Annotated in this window: 10 protein-coding genes; 6 read left to right on the plus strand and 4 right to left on the minus strand. The window is 72.3% G+C overall.

What is annotated here, in order from left to right; genetic code table 11:
• Nucleotides 1-235: 235 nt before the first annotated feature.
• The 5 genes from MXD95_RS00185 to MXD95_RS00205 all read left to right on the plus strand — a co-directional run bounded on the left by MXD95_RS00185 (nucleotide 236) and on the right by MXD95_RS00205 (nucleotide 7,188).
• On the plus strand, nucleotides 236-1,180 hold the full coding sequence (locus MXD95_RS00185; protein WP_374121922.1) for an ABC transporter permease: 945 nt from the start codon (nucleotides 236-238) through the stop codon (nucleotides 1,178-1,180).
• 149 nt (nucleotides 1,181-1,329) lie between these two features.
• Nucleotides 1,330-2,889 carry an ABC transporter ATP-binding protein gene (locus tag MXD95_RS00190; protein ID WP_250638428.1) on the plus strand — a complete coding sequence of 520 codons (1,560 nt, stop codon included), beginning with the start codon at nucleotides 1,330-1,332 and terminating at the stop codon, nucleotides 2,887-2,889.
• A complete protein-coding gene (locus MXD95_RS00195; RefSeq protein ID WP_250638429.1) occupies nucleotides 2,886-4,397 on the plus strand; it encodes a glycosyltransferase in 1,512 nt (503 codons plus the stop codon). Before MXD95_RS00190 ends, MXD95_RS00195 begins: the two co-directional genes overlap by 4 nt.
• Entirely contained in the window at nucleotides 4,394-6,004 is a 1,611-nt protein-coding gene (locus MXD95_RS00200; RefSeq protein ID WP_250638430.1) for a glycosyltransferase, read from the plus strand. Before MXD95_RS00195 ends, MXD95_RS00200 begins: the two co-directional genes overlap by 4 nt.
• Nucleotides 6,001-7,188, plus strand: a complete 1,188-nt coding sequence (locus MXD95_RS00205; RefSeq protein WP_250638431.1) for a glycosyltransferase family 4 protein — start codon at nucleotides 6,001-6,003, stop codon at nucleotides 7,186-7,188. Before MXD95_RS00200 ends, MXD95_RS00205 begins: the two co-directional genes overlap by 4 nt.
• Nucleotides 7,189-9,261: 2,073 nt before the next feature.
• On the opposite strand, the gene MXD95_RS00210 is transcribed toward MXD95_RS00205, so the two are convergent.
• From MXD95_RS00210 to MXD95_RS00220, 3 genes are all read right to left on the minus strand, one after another.
• On the minus strand, nucleotides 9,262-11,280 hold the full coding sequence (locus MXD95_RS00210) for a hypothetical protein (RefSeq protein WP_250638432.1): 2,019 nt from the start codon (nucleotides 11,278-11,280) through the stop codon (nucleotides 9,262-9,264).
• 407 nt (nucleotides 11,281-11,687) lie between these two features.
• Nucleotides 11,688-12,599: a dTDP-4-dehydrorhamnose reductase gene (gene rfbD / locus MXD95_RS00215; RefSeq protein ID WP_250638433.1), complete on the minus strand. Its 912-nt coding sequence runs from the start codon at nucleotides 12,597-12,599 to the stop codon at nucleotides 11,688-11,690.
• Between the two features lie 159 nt (nucleotides 12,600-12,758).
• A complete protein-coding gene (locus MXD95_RS00220) occupies nucleotides 12,759-14,420 on the minus strand; it encodes an LCP family protein (protein ID WP_374121923.1) in 1,662 nt (553 codons plus the stop codon).
• A 242-nt stretch (nucleotides 14,421-14,662) separates the two neighbouring features.
• Here MXD95_RS00220 and MXD95_RS00225 point away from each other — a divergent pair, with 242 nt between their 5' ends.
• Entirely contained in the window at nucleotides 14,663-15,742 is a 1,080-nt protein-coding gene (locus tag MXD95_RS00225) for a glucose-1-phosphate thymidylyltransferase (protein ID WP_250638434.1), read from the plus strand.
• Nucleotides 15,743-15,856: 114 nt separating this feature from the next.
• Here the strand turns inward: MXD95_RS00225 and MXD95_RS00230 are convergent, their stop codons facing one another.
• Complete coding sequence (locus MXD95_RS00230) at nucleotides 15,857-17,857, minus strand: glycosyltransferase family 39 protein (protein ID WP_250638435.1); 2,001 nt, start codon at nucleotides 17,855-17,857, stop codon at nucleotides 15,857-15,859.
• Nucleotides 17,858-18,818 lie beyond the last annotated feature (961 nt).

Raw genomic sequence — 18,818 nt, forward strand, 5'->3', positions numbered from 1 at the left:
CCCTCATCGTGCACGAATGGTTGCTCTTCCGCCATCACTTCTCGCCCGCCGGTCCGCGGTACGCCGGCCGAGCCGGGCGTCGGCGACGTTGTGGTCCTACCGCGGGCCATGCCTGCGGCGGTTCTCGGTACTGTCGGATCTCGGTCGTGTCGAGTGGGGGCCGGTCAGGGTGGCAGATCGGTCCACGTGTGGCCGACCCGCGCGCGGGTCGGGTGAAGTGAGGAGCGGACAGGGCGTGTCACATCTCGCTGACGCCCCGGCGCCGGCCGCGGGCCGGGTGGTGGCGTCCCCGCCGCCCGGCCCGCCGGGTGGGCCGGGCCATGCCTCGGACCCGAGCCGGCTGGCCCGTCGTAGCCGTGCGCAGACGAAGGTGCGCTGGGAACTGTTGCGCAACCTGGTCCGCAAGGACCTGAAGGTCAAGTACAAGGGTTCGACGCTGGGGTTCGCCTGGTCGCTGGCGAACCCCATGCTGCTGCTCGTCGTGTACACCTTCGTCTTCCAGATCGTCCTGAAGAACGGTGTTCCTCGCTTCGGCATCTACCTCATGTCCGGGCTGCTCGTCTGGAACGCATTCTCCGGCAGCGTTTCCGCGGCCTGCGGCGCCGTTGTGGCAAATGCGAACCTGGTCAAGAAGGTGCGTTTCCCGCTGGCGGTGCTGCCGCTGTCCGCGGTCGGTTTCGCCGCCGTGCACTTCCTGCTCCAGCTGCTCGTGCTGTTCGTGGTGATCCTGGTTCTCGGGTATCATCTGCTCGGACCAAACCTGCTTCTGCTCGTCCCGGCGGGGGCGGTGGCACTTGTCTTCACGGTTGCCCTGTCCCTGCTCGTCAGTGCACTCAACGTGCGATACCGCGACACCTCACACCTGCTCGACGTCGCACTTCTCGCCTGGTTCTGGCTCAATCCGATGGTCTACTCCTTCAGCTTGATCCAGGAAAAGCTGCACGAATGGACCTGGATCTACCTGCTGAACCCGATGGCAGTCGTGACCATCGCGTTCCAGCGGGCGATCTACGGCCCTCCTCCCGCGGGCTCCGCCGGAAAACCAGTGCCCCCGGCCCACGTGGGTTACCAGTTCTATCTGGAACATCTCGCCGTCGCCGGGGCGATCTCGCTGGTCCTGCTGTGGATCGGCCTGTATGTGTTCCGCACCATGCAGGCGGACTTCGCCGAGGACCTCTAGTCGAGGATCGGTAGCCCGAGCGCACGTGTAGGCGGACGCTCCGGCGGACGGAGACGATGCGCCCCGCCCGAGCCGGTGCCCCGCGACGAGCCCCGGCCGGGATGGTGCGATCATGATGGTCGGCGCCCGGTGGCCAGCAAGGAGTTGCAGTGGCACGACACTCGTCCGCACCCCAGCGCGGTTCGGCGTTCTCGCTGCCCGGCCGGCGTTCCGCGACCGCCGGGAGTGCCGGGAGTGCCGGCACGGACGGTTTCCCCGACGTGGGCCCTCCCACCGGTCTGGACGCTCCAGCCGGTCTGGACGCTCCAGCCGGTCTGGACGCGCCCGCCGGTCTGGACGCGCCCGTCGCCGTCCTCCGTCCCGGCACCGCCACTGAGCTCAGTTCGGTCACCGCGCCCAGCGCCCCCGCCGGTACCGGCCCTGCCGGGGGCACCGGCCCCGGTGCCCCCGTCGCCGACGGCGCGGACGTCGCCGACGGCGCGGACGTCACTGCGGGCACCGGCGCGGCCGCCGGTCCCACCGGGGTCGGAGTCGACGGGACGGCGGTGATCCAGGCCGCCGGGATCAGCAAGCGGTTCGTGTCCTACCGCAATCGCGCGACCAGCCTGAAGGAACGGTTCGTCCGGCGCGGCGGCCCGGCCGGCGAGGATTTCTGGGCACTGCGGGACATCGACGTGACGATCGGCCGGGGGCAGACCGTCGGCCTCGCCGGCGCGAACGGCTCCGGGAAGTCCACCCTGCTCAAGGTGCTCGCCGGCATCCTGCGCCCGACCAGCGGCACCGTGTCGGTGCAGGGCCGCATCGCGTCCCTGCTCGAGCTCGGCGCCGGCTTCAACGGCGAGCTGTCCGGGCGGGACAACGTCTACCTCAACGCCTCCCTGCTGGGCCTGTCCAAACGGGAGATCGACCGACTTTTCGACTCCATCGTCGACTTCGCCGAGCTGCGGCACAAGATCGACGACGATGTGAAGCACTACTCGTCCGGCCAGTACGTGCGCCTCGGCTTCGCGGTGGCGGTCCACGTCGACCCGGATGTGCTGCTCGTCGACGAGGTGCTCGCCGTCGGTGACGAGGCGTTCCAGCGCAAGTGCCTGGCCAAGATCGCCGAGTTCCGGGAGCAGGGCCGCACGATCCTGTTCGTCACGCACTCGCTGGGCCTCATCGAGGACATGTGCGACCGGGTTCTCGTCCTCGAGTCCGGCTCCCTGATCTTCGACGGAGCACCGACGGTCGGCACCACGCTGCTGCGCCAGAAGCTTGGCAGCCTGCCCGCCGACGGCCCGGTCGACTGGCAGTACGCGACGGTACGGCCGTCTTCCGTGACGTTCAGCCACCATCTCGGCGGGCCCACCACGGTGCAGTACGACCCCGGCGACCAGCTCGTCATCAGTGTCGAGCTCGACCTCACCGACGCCGCTCCCGAACATGTGTACCTGCACACCTACATCGTCGGACAGGACGAGATCCCGATCTGGATGATGGAAACCCCGCTCGGCGGGTTCCGGCTCGGCCCCGGTCGACATGTCGTCGACTTCGCCGTGCCGCGCCTGCCCGAGCTGCTCGGGGCGTTCGCCGTGAAGGTGCACGTCTCGGACGCCGCCACCGGCGCCCCGGTGACGACCCGCCGCTTCGAGGAGCTGTTCGGCGTCAACGGGACCCAGGCCGGCGGACTTCTCAAGGTCGACTACGAGGCGAGGCTGCGCGGATGACGGACCAGACGCCCAGGCACGATCCCGCCGGCTCCGGCGGGCCGGTGGAGCCGCTCGCGACGATCGTGATCGTCAACTGGAACGGCGCGCATCTGCTGCCGGCCTGCCTCGACGGCATCGCCAAACAGGAGACAGGCATCGCCTTCGAGACCTGGGTAGTCGACAATGCCTCCACCGACGGCTCCCGGGACCTGCTCGCCGAGCGCTACCCCTGGGTACGGGTCGTCGCCTCGGACCGCAACCGTGGCTTCGCCGGCGGCAACAACCTGGCGTTGCGTCAGGTCACCACCGAGTACGCGGTGCTGGTGAACAACGACGCGATCCCCGAGCCGACCTGGCTGTCCGCGCTGCTCGCGCCGTTCACCGAGCCTGGCGGCCAGCATCTGGGCGCGACGACCGGCAAGGTCGTGTTCCTGCCCCGGTTCCTGCGCCTGCGCCTGCACACCCCGACGTTCGTCCCGGGCCCGCACGACTCCCGCGAGCTCGGCGTGCGGGTGTCCTCGGTGACCGTCGACGGGCTGGAGGTGCTGCGCGAGGTCCTCTGGGAGAAACTCACCTACGGCGCCGAGGGACCGCCGGGAGCGCCGTACTTCTGGACCCGCGGGGACGGTGAGCTGTGCGTGCCCATCCCCGACGGCGGGCCGGTCACCCTCGGTCTCACCTGGGCGGCGGAGTCCCGCAAGCAGGTCACCCTCAGTTGGGATGGGCCGGCTGTCGCCGGCCGTGTCGATGATGGACCGGCTGTCGCCGGCCGTGTTGATGCCGCGACGGCTGTCGCCGGCCAGGCTGCTGCCGCCGCGGGGGGCGTGGCGGTGGGCGTGGCGGGCGGCGGCCAGGCGGAGCTCGCGGTCGGCCCGGAGTCGACGACCGTCACCGTCACCGTCGGGGGGGACGCCCCGCGCCTCGATGTGATCAACAACGTCGGCGGGATCGTGCTCGCCGACGGCTACGGCGCCGACCGCGGCTACCAGCAGGTCGACACCGGCCAGTTCGACCAGCCGGAGGACGTGTTCACCGCCTGCGGCAACGGCATGGCGATCCGCGGCTCGCTCGGCCACGAGCTCGGCTGGTTCGACGACGCGTTCTTCCTCTACTACGAGGACACCGACCTGTCCTGGCGGATCCGGGCCCGTGGCTTCGCCATCCGCTACGTGCCGGGCGCCGTCCTGCGGCACGTTCACTCGGCGTCGAGCGTCGAGTGGTCGCCCCTGTTCGTCTTCCACACCGACCGTAACCGGCTGCTGATGCTCACCAAGGACGCGACCGCCCGGCTCGCGCTGTCCGCGGTGCTGCGCTACCCGGCGACGACGGCGTCGATCGCGCTGCGCACGCTGCGCCAGGCGCGCCGCGCCCGCAGCCGCCCGGCGGTCCGCCCGACGCTGCTGCGCCTGCGAGTGATCGCCTCCTATCTGCGCCTGCTGCCCGCGATGCTGCGGGCCCGCAAGGAGATCGGTGCCACCGCCACGGAACGCCGTGGCAGCCTGCAGAGCTGGCTGGTCCGCCGATGAGCGGCGAGGAGGCCACGGCGTCGTCCGCGCCGGCCAGAGGAGTCCGGGCCGCGGTCTACAACCGGTTCTGGCACTCGATGGGCGGCGGCGAGCGGCACAACGGGATGATCGCCCAGGTGCTGGCGGCCGACGGCGCGGACGTCGAGATCCTCGGCCATTCGGACGTCAACCTTGACGCGCTCGGCAGCCACCTCGGGCTGGACCTACGCGGCTGCCGCTACCTGCGGCTGCCCGACCGCGGCGAACAGGCCATCGCCGCGCTGTCCGCCGGCTACGACCTGTTCGTCAATGGTTCATACATGAGCCGGATCGAACCGGAGTCGGCCCGCTCGGCGTACCTGTGCTTCTTCCCGACACCGTTCGACCACGACATGGCGCCCTGGCGCAAAGCCGCGGTGCGCACCGCCGGGCCGCTGCTGCGCGGCGTGCGCCCGGCGGTGAGCTTCGGCGTCGGCTGGTACCCGCCCGAGGGCGGCCGAAGGCGCCAGTGGACCTGGACGAACGGGTCCGCCATCCTCGCCGTGAGTCCGGGCGAGCAGCGGACCCTGCGGGCCGACATCGGCCGCCCAGGCGCCGCCGGCGGCACCGCCCTGCGGGTCCTCGACGCCGCCGGAGACGTGCTGGCCAAGCTGGAGATCGGCCCGGGCTTCGCCCCGTTCGAGGTGCCACTGCCCCCGTCCGCCGACGGCACCGAACTCACCCTGGTCAGCGACGCGTTCTCGCCCGGCGCCGCCGACGTGCGCGAGCTCGGGGTCGCGGTCAGCCGCCCGCGGGTCACCGACGGCGGCGAAGGGCCGATCGCCCGGCTGCCGCTGCGTTTCCCCTGGCTGCTGCGCGACCCGGCGGACCTCGCCTACCTCGACGACTACGACGTCATCATGGCGAACTCGCAGTTCACCCGCGGCTGGATCAGCCGGCTGTGGAAGCGAGACGCCGACGTGCTGTTCCCGCCGATCCAGGTCGACCGGCTGCACCCCGCACCGGTGCGGGAGAAGACGGTCATCACGGTCGGGCGGTTCTTCGCACCGGGGCTCGGGCACGCCAAACGGCAGCTGGAGATGGTGCGGTGGTTCGCCGAGCTGTACCGGGCCGGCGAGCTGCCCGGTTGGTCGATGCACGTCGTCGGCGGCTGTGAGGACTCGCAGATCCCGTACCTGGAGCAGGTCCGCGCCGCCGGCGAGGGGCTGCCGGTGCACCTGCACCCGAACGCGCCGCGGGCACAGGTGGAACGTCTGCTGTCGACCGGCTCGGTGTTCTGGTCCGCCACCGGATACGGCGAGGACGACCGCCGCCGCCCCTGGACAGCCGAACATTTCGGGATGACCACGGTCGAGGCGATGGCCGGCGGGTGCGTGCCCGTGGTCATCGACCGGGCCGGACAGCGGGAGATCGTCCGGCACGGCATCGACGGCTACCGGTGGACCGGTCCCGAGCAGGTCGCCTCGTTCACCCGTCGCCTCGCCGCCGAGGACGGCCTGCGTTCCCGGCTCGCCGCCGCCGCGATCGAGCGGGCCGCGGCGTTCTCCGACGCGGCGTTCGCCGCCCAGTGGGGTGACATCGCCCGTCGCCACCGCCTCTACCAGGCAGACCGACCGGACGCCGGATGAGGATCGTTCTGGATGGCACTCCGCTGCTCGGACGGCGCACCGGGATCGGTCGTTACACCGAGCATCTGCTCGCCGGCCTAGCCCGTCTGGTCACCGAGGCCCGCGGGCAGTCCGGGGACGCGGGGGCGGCGGCGTACTGGGAGCTGGCGGCGACCGCGTTCACCTGGCGGGGGCTGGACGAGCTCGCCGGCAGCCTTCCACCGGGAGTCCATCCGGCCGCCCGCCGGGCGCCAGCACGGCTGCTGCACGAGAGCTGGATCCGGGGCGAGCACCCCGCGGTCGAATGGCTCACCGGCCCGGCCGACGTGGTGCACGGGACGAACTTCGTCCTCCCACCGCTGCGGGCCGCCCGTGGCGTGCTCACCGTGCACGACCTGTCCTATCTGCGCACCCCGGACACGGTCACCGCCGCATCCGCCCGGTACACCGAGCTCGTCCCCCGGGGGCTGCGCCGGGCCGCGGCGGTACTCACACCGAGCCAGGCCGTCGCCGACGAGGTGATCGCCGCCTACCGGCTCGATCCCGCGCTGGTCACCCCGACCCCGCTGGGCGTCGACGAGGCCTGGTTCGCCACCTCGGCGCCCGATCCGGCCTGGCGGCGCGAACACGGGCTGCCCGAGCGGTATCTGCTGTTCGTCGGCTCGGTCGAGCCGCGCAAGAACCTGCCGGTGCTGCTGGAGGCCGTCCGCCGGCTGCACGCCGCCGACCGCGACGCGCCGCCGCTGGTCCTCGTCGGACCGCCCGGCTGGGGGCCTGTCCTCGACCTCGCCGGGATGCCGTCCGGCAGCGTGGTGACCGCCGGCTATCTCGACGCGGACCGGCTGCGGGCGACCGTCGCCGGGGCGAGTGTGCTGTGCTTCCCGTCCCGCTACGAGGGGTTCGGCCTACCGCCCCTGGAGGCCCTCGCGGCGGGCGTCCCGGTCGCCGCCGCCGACATCCCCACCGTCCGGGAGGTCATCGGCGGACTGCTCGGCGCGTCCGAGCCCACCCTCGGCAGCCCCGTCCGGCTGGTCCGGCAGGCGGACCGGGACAGCTTCGCCGACGATCTCGCCACGGCCATCCTCGACCTGCTCGCCTCCCCCGGCGATGCCGAGGCCGGCCGCCGCCATGCCCGTGACTTCACCTGGCGGCGCACCGCCGAGCGCACCGCCGAGGTCTACCGGCGCGTCGCCCAGACCGGCTGACACAGGGCCGGCGAAGACAGCGCCGGCGCGCACAGGGCCGACTGGGACAGAGGCGACTGAGACAGGGCCGGCTGACGCGGCACTCACCGCGGCGTGGTGGCCCAGGCAGCCGAGAGCGAGCCAGAACAGGATGAGTCCGCACACGGCGCATCCGGTCAGGACGCCGAGCCCGAGCGGCGGCCAGCCCGGCCCCGTGTGCGCCCAGCCGGCCCGCAGCCGCCCATAGACCCCGAGGGACGCGAGCGCGGGCCGTTTCCACGCGAGCTCCCGACCGGTCAGGACCACGGTGCTCGCCGCCAGGCCCACGACGATCGCCACGGTTGGCAGCCCGAAGCGTCGCCCCAGCGGCAACGACCACACAGCCGCCGCGACGAGGACCGCGAGGACCGGCACCATCGGCAGCAGGTAGCGGCTGAACGGTGCGCCCCCGGCCCGCACGTAGGCCACGAACACCGCGATCACGATCAGACAGTGCCCCACCACCGCGACCCCTGCCACCACCGTGCCCCACCGGCCCACCGACCTGCCACGGGCCGTCCCGCCGCCTCCCGTCCCCGCGCCGGTGTCGATGCCCGTGTCGATGCCGGCGTCGGCGTCGGCTCCCGCCGTGGTCGCCGCACCCGCGGTGCCCCGAGCGACGAGGCCGACCAGCCAGAGGATCACGACGCGCAGCACAGCCACGGCGAGACCGGCCATGGTCAGGACGGCGACGATGAGCGCGATCCGTTCGACCTGCCCGGTGACCAGACGCGGGCGCCCGAACAGCCCGAGCAGCACCAGCCGCCACCGGTGCCCGTTCTCGAGCACCTGTTCGACCGTGGGATGCCGCCCGCCCAGTGGGAACATGGCGGCCACCCGCCGGGACGCGGCGAAATCACCGTAGAGCCGGATGTTGCGCAGGTAGAACCAGCCGATCGCCGCGCTGACGAGAGCCAGCAGCCCGGTGGCCGCGGCGAGCCCCCGCACGGCGCGGCGCCCCAAACCGCCCGGCGTGTGCAGCGCCACCCCGATCCCGATGATCGGCAGCAGGGCGACCAGTGCCACGGCACCGCTGGCCCGGCTCGCCGCCGCCGCCGGCCCGATGAGCGCCAGGCCGATGAGCGTCCACCGTCGCGGGCCCCGGCGGGCCAGCGCGACCACGCCCGCGAGCAGGCCGGTGACCGTGGCCGTCGCGAGAGTGTCGTTGTACACCTGCCCGGAGACCGAGACGACCATCCCGACGACCCCGACGATGCCCGCCGCGCCCACGGTGACCTCCGGACGACCCGGCACCAGCGCCCGGCACAGCGCCGCGGTGGCGACGACCAGGCTCATCCCGAACATGATGTTGAGCACCCGGGCCGTGCGGAACCCCGCGTGCGGATGGCCCAGCGCGACGCCGGCACGCAGCGGAACGCCCTCCACCAGGTAGAACAACGGCGGATGGTTGGCGGTGTAGATGAGGTCGAATCTGGTGAGCGGATGCCCGAGCCGCACTCCGCACAACGACCGCGCCCGTGCGGCGACCGCGGCCCTGGCCTGCGCGGGACTCAGCTCGCAGGTGGCGGGCAGACCGGGCATGCCCGGCAGCCATGAGCGCACCGGCGTGTCGAGCTCGGGCAGCCGGCCGTGCGAGACCTCGAACGCGTACGCCGTGTGCTGGGCCTCGTCGGCGCTCGCGAACGGCGGCATGACCGCGGCGACGAGCAGGCCCAGCGCGCCGAACAGCAATGCGGCACCGCTGACCCCGACCACGAGCCACCGCCGTACCGTCCTGGCGCGCGGCGCGCCGACCCCACCGGCCGGCCGATCGCGCGCTGGCGCGATGGTCGAAGCCCGTAACCCGCTCACCCCGATCCCCCGATCGGCACGCTGTGCGCCCCCGTCTCGCTCACCCGCTCCGCGTCTCGCCACGCGGTCGTGCTCGCTATGCCGTTGTGTTCCTCAACCCGTCGCGCGCTCGCTGTGCTGTTCTGCCCGCTGAGTTCGCTCGGTTCGCCGAGTCCGGCGAGTTCGGCGTGCGCTTGCGCCTGCCGCTCCCGTCGTGCCTCTTTGTTCGCTGGACCAGTGTGGCCGATATGCCGGTATGTCTGTCTACCGCGTTACCGAGTGGGGGACGTCACCGAGCCCCGCTGGTCGGCCAGGATCAGGGCGTGGCGTGGCGTGGCGCCTGCGCGTCTCGTCGATCAGCGCGGTCGCGCCGACGACGGCGGCCAGTCCGATCGGCCCGATGACGGCGCCGAGATAGCGGTAGTCGAAGCCGGACGTCAACGCCGACAACACCAACGTCGATACCCCAGAGCCCCCCGCCAGCCAGAACAACCGCCCCCAGCTCACCGCCGGCACCGTCGCATCAGCCGGCCCCCTCGCATCGGCAAGGCCCCTCGCATCGGCCGGCACCGTCGCGTCAGCCGGCACCGTCGCGTTCGCCGGCCCGCGACTCCGGAACCAGCGGACCGCGGCGAGTACGGCCGCGGCGAGCCCCGCGAGCAGGCCCAGCCCCACGAACGGCATCAGGGGAGAGGACACCCGTGACCAGGCGGCCAGCGCACCAGCGGGGCCGCGGACGTCGGTGGCGACGAAATAGCCGTCATCGACGTGTGGATCGTCCGGGGGCAGCGCGTTCGTGCGTGTCGTGGGCAGGTCCCAGGTGTCTGCCCGGGACGTCTTGGCCGTCTCATAGGGCGCCGGGTCCAGATAGCCGACGAGATAGCCAAGTGTCGAGCGCACGAGCATCCACGGCTGGTCCCGCACCACCTCGTGCGCGAACGTCGCGGCAAGATCCTCCCGGCCCGGCGGGATCCGCCGGTTGCCCTGACGCAGCGGCGAGGCGGCTGGCCACAGATAGCGCACCGGCGCGCCCCGCTCGCTCACCGGCCGCGGATCGCACAGGGTACGCAGGTCCGCCCGGGTGATCCCCGCACAGTCCGCGAACGGCGCCACCCGCCCATACAGAAAGAAACCCGAATGCGCCGAGACGGTGAAGCCCTGTCCCTCGGCCGCGCTCCACCCCGCGTACGCGCCGATCGGCGCCGCCGCCGCCACCCCGAACGCCACCACCGGCACCATCCGCGCCAGCAGCGGCCGCCCGGACCAGCGCGCGACCGGGCGGCATCGCCGCGACCGGAGCGATCCTCGACCCGAGACGCCCTGCGCACGCATCCGCTCGCCCGAGGCGCCGACTCCCGGCACCGGTTCGCCCGAACCGTCGTGTCGGGCGACACCGGCGAGCAGGGCGACCACCGCGACCAGCAGCGGACCATAACCGACCGTTCGCACGCACAGTGCCGCGCCGAGCAGCAGGCCAGCGCCCGCCGCGACAGCGGCGCCAGGACGCGCCGGCCGGGCCAGCATGGCGACCCCCGCACCGACGAGCACGCCGAACAGGCTGTCCGCCAGGACGAACTGCCCCAGATCCAGCACCCACGGCGCGAGCACCGCCGGGGCCGCCGCCAGCGCCGCCGCCCAGGGCCGGCGCACCGCCCGCAGCGCTGCCGCGTACAGCAGGACGGCGACCAGCAACGTCAGCAGATGCTGGACGACCACGATCCGGGTGATGTGACTCGGCCCGTCGATCATCCGCAGGAAGATCGGATATCCCGACGGCCGCCAGTCCCCCGGCCACAGATCCCGCCACGCCTGATCCAGGTAGGCGCCCGAGTCACCCAGGTACATCAACGCCGGCGGGTAGGCCACCAGCACGCACACTCGCGCGAGCCCACCGAGGACGAGAAGCACCGCGAACACCGCGTGCCGCCGCACGAACCGCCGAACGGACCGCTGAACGGACCGGACCACCTCACCGCCGCCGCCACCGCCACCGCCACCGCCGTCACCACCGCCGCTACCGTCACCGCCATCACCACCGCCGGCTACCGCCTCACCACCGCTAGCACGCGTCTCGGCGACCCGCCCGCCACCGGCTGCTGCCGCACCACCGCTGACACGCGTCTCGGCGACCAGCCCGCCACCGATCACCGGCCCCCGGTCACCCCGGATCTCGCGATGGCCGTCCGCTCCCTGTGGCGTGCGGATGTCCGTCGGCGTCGAGCCGCCGCCAGCATCCCGGACAGCGCCGTCAATGGCACCGTGGGAACTCTCGACACCGCCCATCCCGGCCAGTCTCGCAGGGACTCTCATCCGGGCAGGGATCGGTCCCTTTCTGATCACGCATGGTGCGTCCACGCCGCCAGCGCGGGACAATCACCAGCGCCCGTGTCCTCCCTCGCGGATCGCTACCGTCCGCGCTGGGCGGCAGAGCAAGATCCGGCTACACAGGTCCCCGTGGGGGGCAAATCGGACACGAACTCGCCCACAACGACCTGTTGGGATCTTGGACCAACCCGGCGCCGGGGGATCCGTTACGGAACGTGACTCGGGCCGTAGTGGTGGCGGCACGCCGACCCCTGCGCGGGGGCGCTGGGTCCATTTTGTTCGGTTTGCCCCCGCGGAAGTGGCGCGGCGGTGGCACGGCCGCCTTCGACGCCGAGGTCAGCCGCGCAGGTCAGTCGCCGCGCAGGTCAGTCGCCGCGCAGGTCAGTGCCGGCGGTGGCGAAGGCCGCGGACAGGGCCTCCGACCAGGAGCGCAGCGGGGCGAGGCCGGCGTCCAGCCAGGAGCGGGAGGACAGCACGGAGTAGGCGGGGCGGGCTGCGGGTCGCGGGAAGGCGGCCGTGGTGATCGGCGAGACCACCTGCGGGTCGAGACCAATCTCGGCCATGATCGCCCGAGCGAAACCGAACCACGTGGTCTCGCCGGAGTTGGTGCAGTGGTAGATGCCCGGAGGGGGTGCGGCGGCCACGAGGTCGAGCAGGCCGGCGGCGAGGTCGGCGGACCAGGTCGGCGAACCGGTCTGGTCGTCCACGACCGAGACCGCGCCCCGTTCCCGGGCGAGCCGGCTGATGGTCTTGACGAAGTTCCGGCCGGTCTGGCCGTACACCCAGGCAGTGCGCACGACGTACGAGGACGCCGGCAGCAGCGTGCGGACGGCGTCCTCCCCGGCGAGTTTGGTCCGACCATAGGCGCCGGCCGGACCGGTCTCGTCGTCGACCTCGTACGGCTTGCCCGCCGTCCCGTCGAAGACATAGTCGGTGGAGACCTGGACCAGGATGGCGTCGACGTCGGCGCACGCCGCGGCGAGATGCGCGGCGCCGGTGGCGTTGACGGCGTAGGCCGCCGACTCGTCCACCTCCGCGCCGTCGACGTCGGTCCAGGCCGCGGTGTTGATGACGACCAGCCCACCCTGCACCTTCGCCGGACGGGCCTGGTCGCGCAGGACCGCCCGCACGCGGGCCGGATCCGAGATGTCGAGCTCGGCCCGGTGCAGGCCCGCATAGGCCCGCACGGCAGAGGCGGGGTCGGCCATTCGGGCTTCGAGCAGCCGGCACAGGTCGGCGCCGAGTTGTCCGGCAGCACCGGTCACGAGTACGCGCACGGGCCCGAGTCTGGCAGACGCCGCCACCGCTTCGGCGCAGCCGCCCCTTGTGCTTCCACCGGCACCGCGGCCACCAGCACCGCGGCCACCGGCACCGCGGCCTCGCTGGCGGCTGCTGGCACCGAGCCAGCCGGCCCTGCGCGACCCGGTGGCCCCGGGTCAGTAGGTGCAGTCGGCCGTCAGCGCGCTGGCGGTGGTCGGCTGCCCGCCGTTCTCCGTCGCAGCGGATCCGCTGGACGCGCCGGAGGCGCTGGGGCGCAGGGTGGCCGTCGGGCCGGTACCGGTACCGGCCGGTCCCGCCGGTGTGGAGCCGGCGCGGGGAGCAGTGATCATGTCGGGATCGAAGGCGCTGCCGACAACGAGGCTGACTCGTCCCACCGGGACGTCCGGATCCGGGCGTGCCTGGCTTCCCGGAACAGCGGCCCGCACCGTCTCGGCCGCGGCCTGGCCGCCGGAGCGGCTGGCGTCGCCCGGGTGGTAGCGGACCTGCGTAGCCGTCAGCCGACCGTGTGGCCAGGCCTGGGCCGAACGCACCTGGAAACCCGCGTGATGCAACCGGGATGACGTCCTGGCCGCGAGGCCCGACACCCCGGCGGCGTTGTAGACGTCCACGCTGACCTGACCGACCGGCACCGTTGACGACGAGCCCGGGTCCGCCCTGGCATCCGAGCCCGAGCCCGAACCCGAGCCCGAACCGGTGGCGGGGCGCGACCCCGTCACGGGGCTCGCGCTCGCGGGTGTGCCGGCACGGCCGGGGCGGCCGCGCAGAGGGGCGAGGAACTTCTCCAGGGTGAGCGGATCGTAGAGCTGGACGGCGCCGAAGCGGGGCAGTTCACCGATGGCGTTGGCACCCTCGGCGGTGGTCGGCGTGTGCACGGGAATGGTCTCGAACCGGATCTGGTCACCGGACAGGCCACGCAGCCGGGTCGCGAGGCCCCGCAGGTCGTTGATGGTGGTGCCGTCGTCGACGGTGAGCGCCCTGGTCGCGGCGTTCAGCAGGGATTCGAGCCGTACCGGGTTGGCGAGCACCCCGCTGGAGGTGGCCTGGGCGAACACGGCGCTGATGAACTGCTGCTGACGGCGGATCCGGTCGAAGTCGTTGTTCGGCAGGCCGTGCCGTTGGCGGACGAAAGCGAGCGCCTGCTCGCCACTGAGCCGGTTGTCGCCGACGTGGCCGCGCCACTGCGACCACGGGTCGTACAGGTTCGCCCTCGACCCGTCCGGCAGCGCCCGCACGCAGACGGAGACCCCGCCCAGCGCGTCCGTCATCGACTTGAAGCCGGCCAGATCGATCGAGACGTAATGGTCGATGCGGATGTCCGTTAGGTTTTCCAGCGTTCTGATCAGCAGGCTGGGGCCACCCAGCGTAATCGCCGAGTTCAGTTTGCCGCGGCCGTGACCCGGTACGCGCACCAGGGTGTCACGCGGGAACGAGACCATGGTCGTCGTCCCGTTCGCGTCGAGATGGGCGAGCATGGTGGTGTCGGAGCGCTCGTCGGAGACGGCGCCTCCGCGCTGGTATTCGGTGCCGGTGCCGGCGCGGCTGTCCGACCCCACCAGCAGGTAGTTGCGGTTGCCGGTGGCGGAGTCGGCCGGCCGGTCATCGCCGAGCCCGAGCCGGATGCGGTGGATCTGTGCCCCGAAGTACTGGTATGCGGTCCAGGTTCCGACGGTGGTCACCAGCACGATGGCCGACATCGCTGCCGCCAGCAGCAGGGCCAGGCGGCGCGCGAGGGAATGTTCCCGGGCGGGCGGCGCGTCCGACTCCACCAGATGCTCAGCAGGCGGACCATCTGGTGGTCGCGGCGGCGCGTCGGTCACCGAGTCCCCCTCCCAGGTGGCCGGGCACGATCTGCGGTGCAGCGGCGATCCTTTCGATTACTCAACGTACCCGTACCGAGCTACGCCTACCCGTCACCCGTCCGATGGCGGCCAAGGGACGGTCCAGCGAAGCACATGACCAGCATCCCCATCGCAGTTCCACGGGAGACACGCATCGTGATTGATGACACACCATGTGTAACTTTCTATGCGTTCCGGTCCACGCGATAGAGTTCCGGATCATGAAGGCCCTCGTCCTCGCCGGTGGCTCAGGAACCCGTCTGCGGCCGATCACCCATACCTCCGCCAAGCAGCTCGTACCGGTGGCGAACAAGCCGGTGCTCTTCTACGGCCTGGAGGCGATCCGGGACGCCGGCATCGTCGACGTCGGCATCATCGTCGGCGAGACCGCCACGGAGATCGAGTCCGCGGTCGGCGATGGCTCGGCGTTCGAGCTGCGGGTCACCTACATCCGACAGGAGGCCCCGCTCGGTCTCGCGCACGCCGTACTGATCGCCCGGGAGTACCTCGCCGACGAGCCGTTCGTCATGTACCTCGGCGACAACCTGATCATCGGCGGCATCGCCAGCCTGGTCGAGGAGTTCCGTCGCACCACGCCGGACGCGCTGATCCTGCTGACCAAGGTCGACAACCCGTCCGCGTTCGGTGTCGCGGAGCTCGGCGCCGAGGGACGGATCATCCGGCTGGTCGAGAAGCCGCTGGTGCCGCCGAGCGACCTCGCGCTCGTCGGCGTGTACATGTTCGGCACCGCGATCCACGAGGCGGTGCGCTCGATCAAGCCGTCCGCCCGCGGCGAGCTGGAGATCACCGAGGCCATCCAGTGGCTGGTGGACGGACACCGCGAGGTGTCCTCCCATCTCGTCGAGGGCTACTGGAAGGACACCGGACGCCTCACGGACATGCTCGAGACCAACCGCCACCTGCTCGAGTCGATCGAGCCGGCGATCCACGGCAGCGTCGACGCGGACAGCTCCATCGTGGGCCGGGTCGTGGTCGAGGAGGGCGCCTCGCTGGTCCGCTCGACCGTGCGCGGGCCCGCCATCATCGGCCGCGGCACCACCCTGGTGGACACCTACGTCGGGCCGTTCACCTCGATCTTCCACTCGTGCGCGATCGAGCGGACCGAGATCGAGTACTCGATCGTCCTTGAACGGGCGACGATTCGCGGCATCGGCCGCATCGAGGACTCGCTGATCGGACGAGACGTCGAGGTCGTGCCGTCAGCCGCCCTGCCCAGGGCCCACCGCCTCATGCTCGGAGACCACTCTCGCGTCTCGGTCGCCACCACCGCGGGCTGGTAGCGGCCACGGTCGCGGGTTCCCCGGGGACGGCGCCAGGAGACGCCGGTGGCCTCGCGGGTTTCGGCCTGCCCCGCGCCGGAACCATCGACCGCACCAGCGTCCGTCGGGGCGGTGTCAGCCCGGGGTGGCCGCGCCCTGGCTGTCGGTGGTCGCCGACGCCTGGGCCGGAACCTCGCTCGATCCCTGCCCGCCACTCGCCGGGATACCCGCTCGAGAGGGATCATCGGTAGCAACGATCCCGGCTCGGGCCCGGCCGTCGGTGGCGGACCGCGTCAGCGTGTCAGCAGCCGGCGGGAGTGGGGCCCGCAAGGCATGGACGGTCACGGCTGCGAGGGTTACGGCGAACAGCACGGCAGTCAGGACAAACATGGCGACGGTGATGCCGATCGGGAACGGTGCCCAGCGGCCGATCGCCGACACCACGCCCGGTATCCGGGTGGGCGTGAACGACACCCGCCGCGGCAGCCAGTAGTAGCTGCAGATCGCCAACAGTGCCGCACCCTGCATGACCGCCGCGCCGACGAGCACCACCACGGGCCCGAAGCGCTCACGACCGCGCAGCACCCGGCCCAGCCCGAGCGCGACCACCACGCCCAGGCCGACGATCCCGAGATAGAGGTAGCGGCCCTGCACCGCGATCCCGCGAGTGTAGATCTTGTACTCGGCCCAGCTGCGCTGGCCCACCGACAGGTACGCGAACGCCATCGGCAACAGCAACACGACCACCGAGGCCGCGCCGCGCAGCCGCACCTCACGTCCGGCGCCTGCCCCCTCGACCCCGGCCTGCGGTTTCCTCGCCCGGCCGCCCCCTACAACCGCGGCGAGGCCCAGCCCGACGACAACCACCGTGGCGACCACGATGGCGATCGGGGTGAGCTGGGGCGGCTCGAACAGGCCGAGGCCGCCCCAGAACCGCGAGATCATCGTCCGGAAGAAGTACCAGAACCAGGTGACGAACGAGTCGGGGAGAAGCAGCGGCTCGCGGCGGGGCGGGTTCGTCGCCCACCCGTTGGGCTGGACCGCGCCGTAGAGCACGTAGTTGCGTACCCACCACCAGCCGCCGACCACGAGCCCGAGCCCGACGGCCAACGCCCCGCTGACCCAGGGCAGCGACCGCACCATCGCCCACACCGCACGCGGTCGCGACGGCGCCCGGTCCTCGCGAAGCACCGATGCTCGCCGGCCGCGCCACCAGCCGACGAGATAGGCGGCCACGATCACCACCGGCGCCGTCAGGGCGAACGCCTTGGAGAGCAGCGCAAGCCCGAACCACACACCCGCCCACGCGGCCGTGCGCCGGCGCAGGTCGCCGCGCATGACCCCGGCAAGCACCACCGTGAGTGCGCCGGTGGTGAGCGTGAGGATGCCGTCGTTGTTGAAGGTGGCGCCGACCCGGGTGAAACCGGGGATGGCCAGCGGCAGGGCGGCGGCGCTCAGCGCGGCGGCCTCGCCGAGCCCGAACCGGCGGGCGGCAAGCCAGCCCAGTAGCGGCAACGGCCCCACGACCAGGATGTTCAGCAGGCGCAGCACGAGGACCTGCTGGTCATACGACCAGTGGTCCGAGCCGGGCAGCGCGTCCAGCGCAAGCGCGCCAGCCGCATAGATCATCGGCGGGTGCTGCACCATCTGGTTGGAGAGCCGGCCGTCGTCGACCGGTGTCGGTCCGCCCAGGGCGTCGAACGAGCGGCGTTCGCCGCGCGGTGTGGGGTCGATCTCGGCAAACGGGGCGGCGCCCCGACGTTTACCACCGGACTGGAACATGTCCGCGTAGCGGCCACGATCGAAGTCGTCGGACGTCGCCGCGACGCCGGTAGCGATCATCTTCTTCCCGGGAGCGGGCCAGCCGTCGCCGTGCTGCAACCCGTAGACCATGTCGACGTGCTGCGCCTCGTCGTAGCCGGTCCAGGTCGGGTAGACGAACGCATAGCTGATCAGCAACGTCAGATGAGCGGCCGTGATCAGCGCGAGGAGCAGTGGCCCGCGCCGCGCCCTGCGCACCCGCCGTGTCCGTGACTGCGGCTCGTCCACCGGCACCAGCGCCGCAACCGGGTCGACGGCGTCCGCGCCGACGGAGGCCCCGGGCTGGTGAGGGGACGGCGGTTCCGGTGCATCCATGGTTCACGCAAGGGTAGACGACCCGCCTGTGCGCCCCGCGCCCGTGCCGTGCAGGGCGCACGGGCACGGGCGGGACGGCGGGCGGACGGGCGGACGAACGGGCGGCGCGGGCCGGGCGGGCGGCAGCGGGCAGGAGCAGGCATGAGCAGGCAGACGGCGGGCATGAGGTGGCTCGCTCGCCGCGTGGGTGCCCGACTGGTGGGCGGCCGGGGCCCACCGATGGGCCACGCCCTTGGTGCCTGATCAGGCGTATCTCGTCGACCGCCACCAAGTCGACAATCCCGACAAACGCTTCTATCGGCGGAACTGTGCTGGAGTGAAGGCGACGACACAGGCCGCAGACGCGATCACCCGGCTATCCGTCCGCGGGCCGCCCAACCAAGGAGCGCCAGCGCCCCGTGACATCCCACTCCCGGCCGGCGCCACCGCCATCACCGCCGGAACCGGCCCACTACCGGGGGCCGGAGGAGGATCCGTCGGCGTGGCCGCGGCACGACCCACCGACGACGATCGTGCCCCGTCCCCGCGGGGCCCGTGGGAACCGCCAGCAGCAGCTGGGTTCGGGACCGCCCGCACACACCGCGGCGACGGACTGGACGGACCGGCAGAACCGGCAGCCAGCTCCCCTACCGGTGTCGGGCCGCCACCGCCCGGACCGGACTCCGCCGCCCCCGCACGCGTCGGCGCCGACCCGTTCCGCCGCACCGGTGCGTGGCGCGCAGACGACATCGCACCGGATACCGGTCCGTCTTCCCGCGATTTCCCCCGGCCGAACGTCCGCGCCGGTGTCGTCCCGGGCACCCGCTGCCGGGTCGTCTCGAGCACCGGGACGCCTTCCCGGCCTCGCCCCCGCCCATGCACCCGCGCGTCTGCCCACCGAGCCCGGACGGGTTTCGGCTGACCGTCGACACCGGCCGGCCGAGCCAGGCCATCGCGGCGCCGGTCGCGCGGACAGCCCGGT

Origin of the sequence: Frankia sp. AiPa1 (assembly GCF_023243075.1) — a bacterium.
Classification (GTDB): Bacteria; Actinomycetota; Actinomycetes; order Frankiales; family Frankiaceae; genus Frankia.

Coding starts and splice junctions, on each gene's coding strand:
- MXD95_RS00195 (WP_250638429.1), top strand. CDS start 2,886: ATGACGGACCAGACGCCCAGGCACGATCCCGCCGGCTCCGGCGGGCCG.
- MXD95_RS00230 (WP_250638435.1), bottom strand. CDS start 17,857: ATGGATGCACCGGAACCGCCGTCCCCTCACCAGCCCGGGGCCTCCGTC.
- MXD95_RS00210 (WP_250638432.1), bottom strand. CDS start 11,280: ATGGGCGGTGTCGAGAGTTCCCACGGTGCCATTGACGGCGCTGTCCGG.
- MXD95_RS00225 (WP_250638434.1), top strand. CDS start 14,663: ATGAAGGCCCTCGTCCTCGCCGGTGGCTCAGGAACCCGTCTGCGGCCG.
- MXD95_RS00205 (WP_250638431.1), top strand. CDS start 6,001: ATGAGGATCGTTCTGGATGGCACTCCGCTGCTCGGACGGCGCACCGGG.
- MXD95_RS00200 (WP_250638430.1), top strand. CDS start 4,394: ATGAGCGGCGAGGAGGCCACGGCGTCGTCCGCGCCGGCCAGAGGAGTC.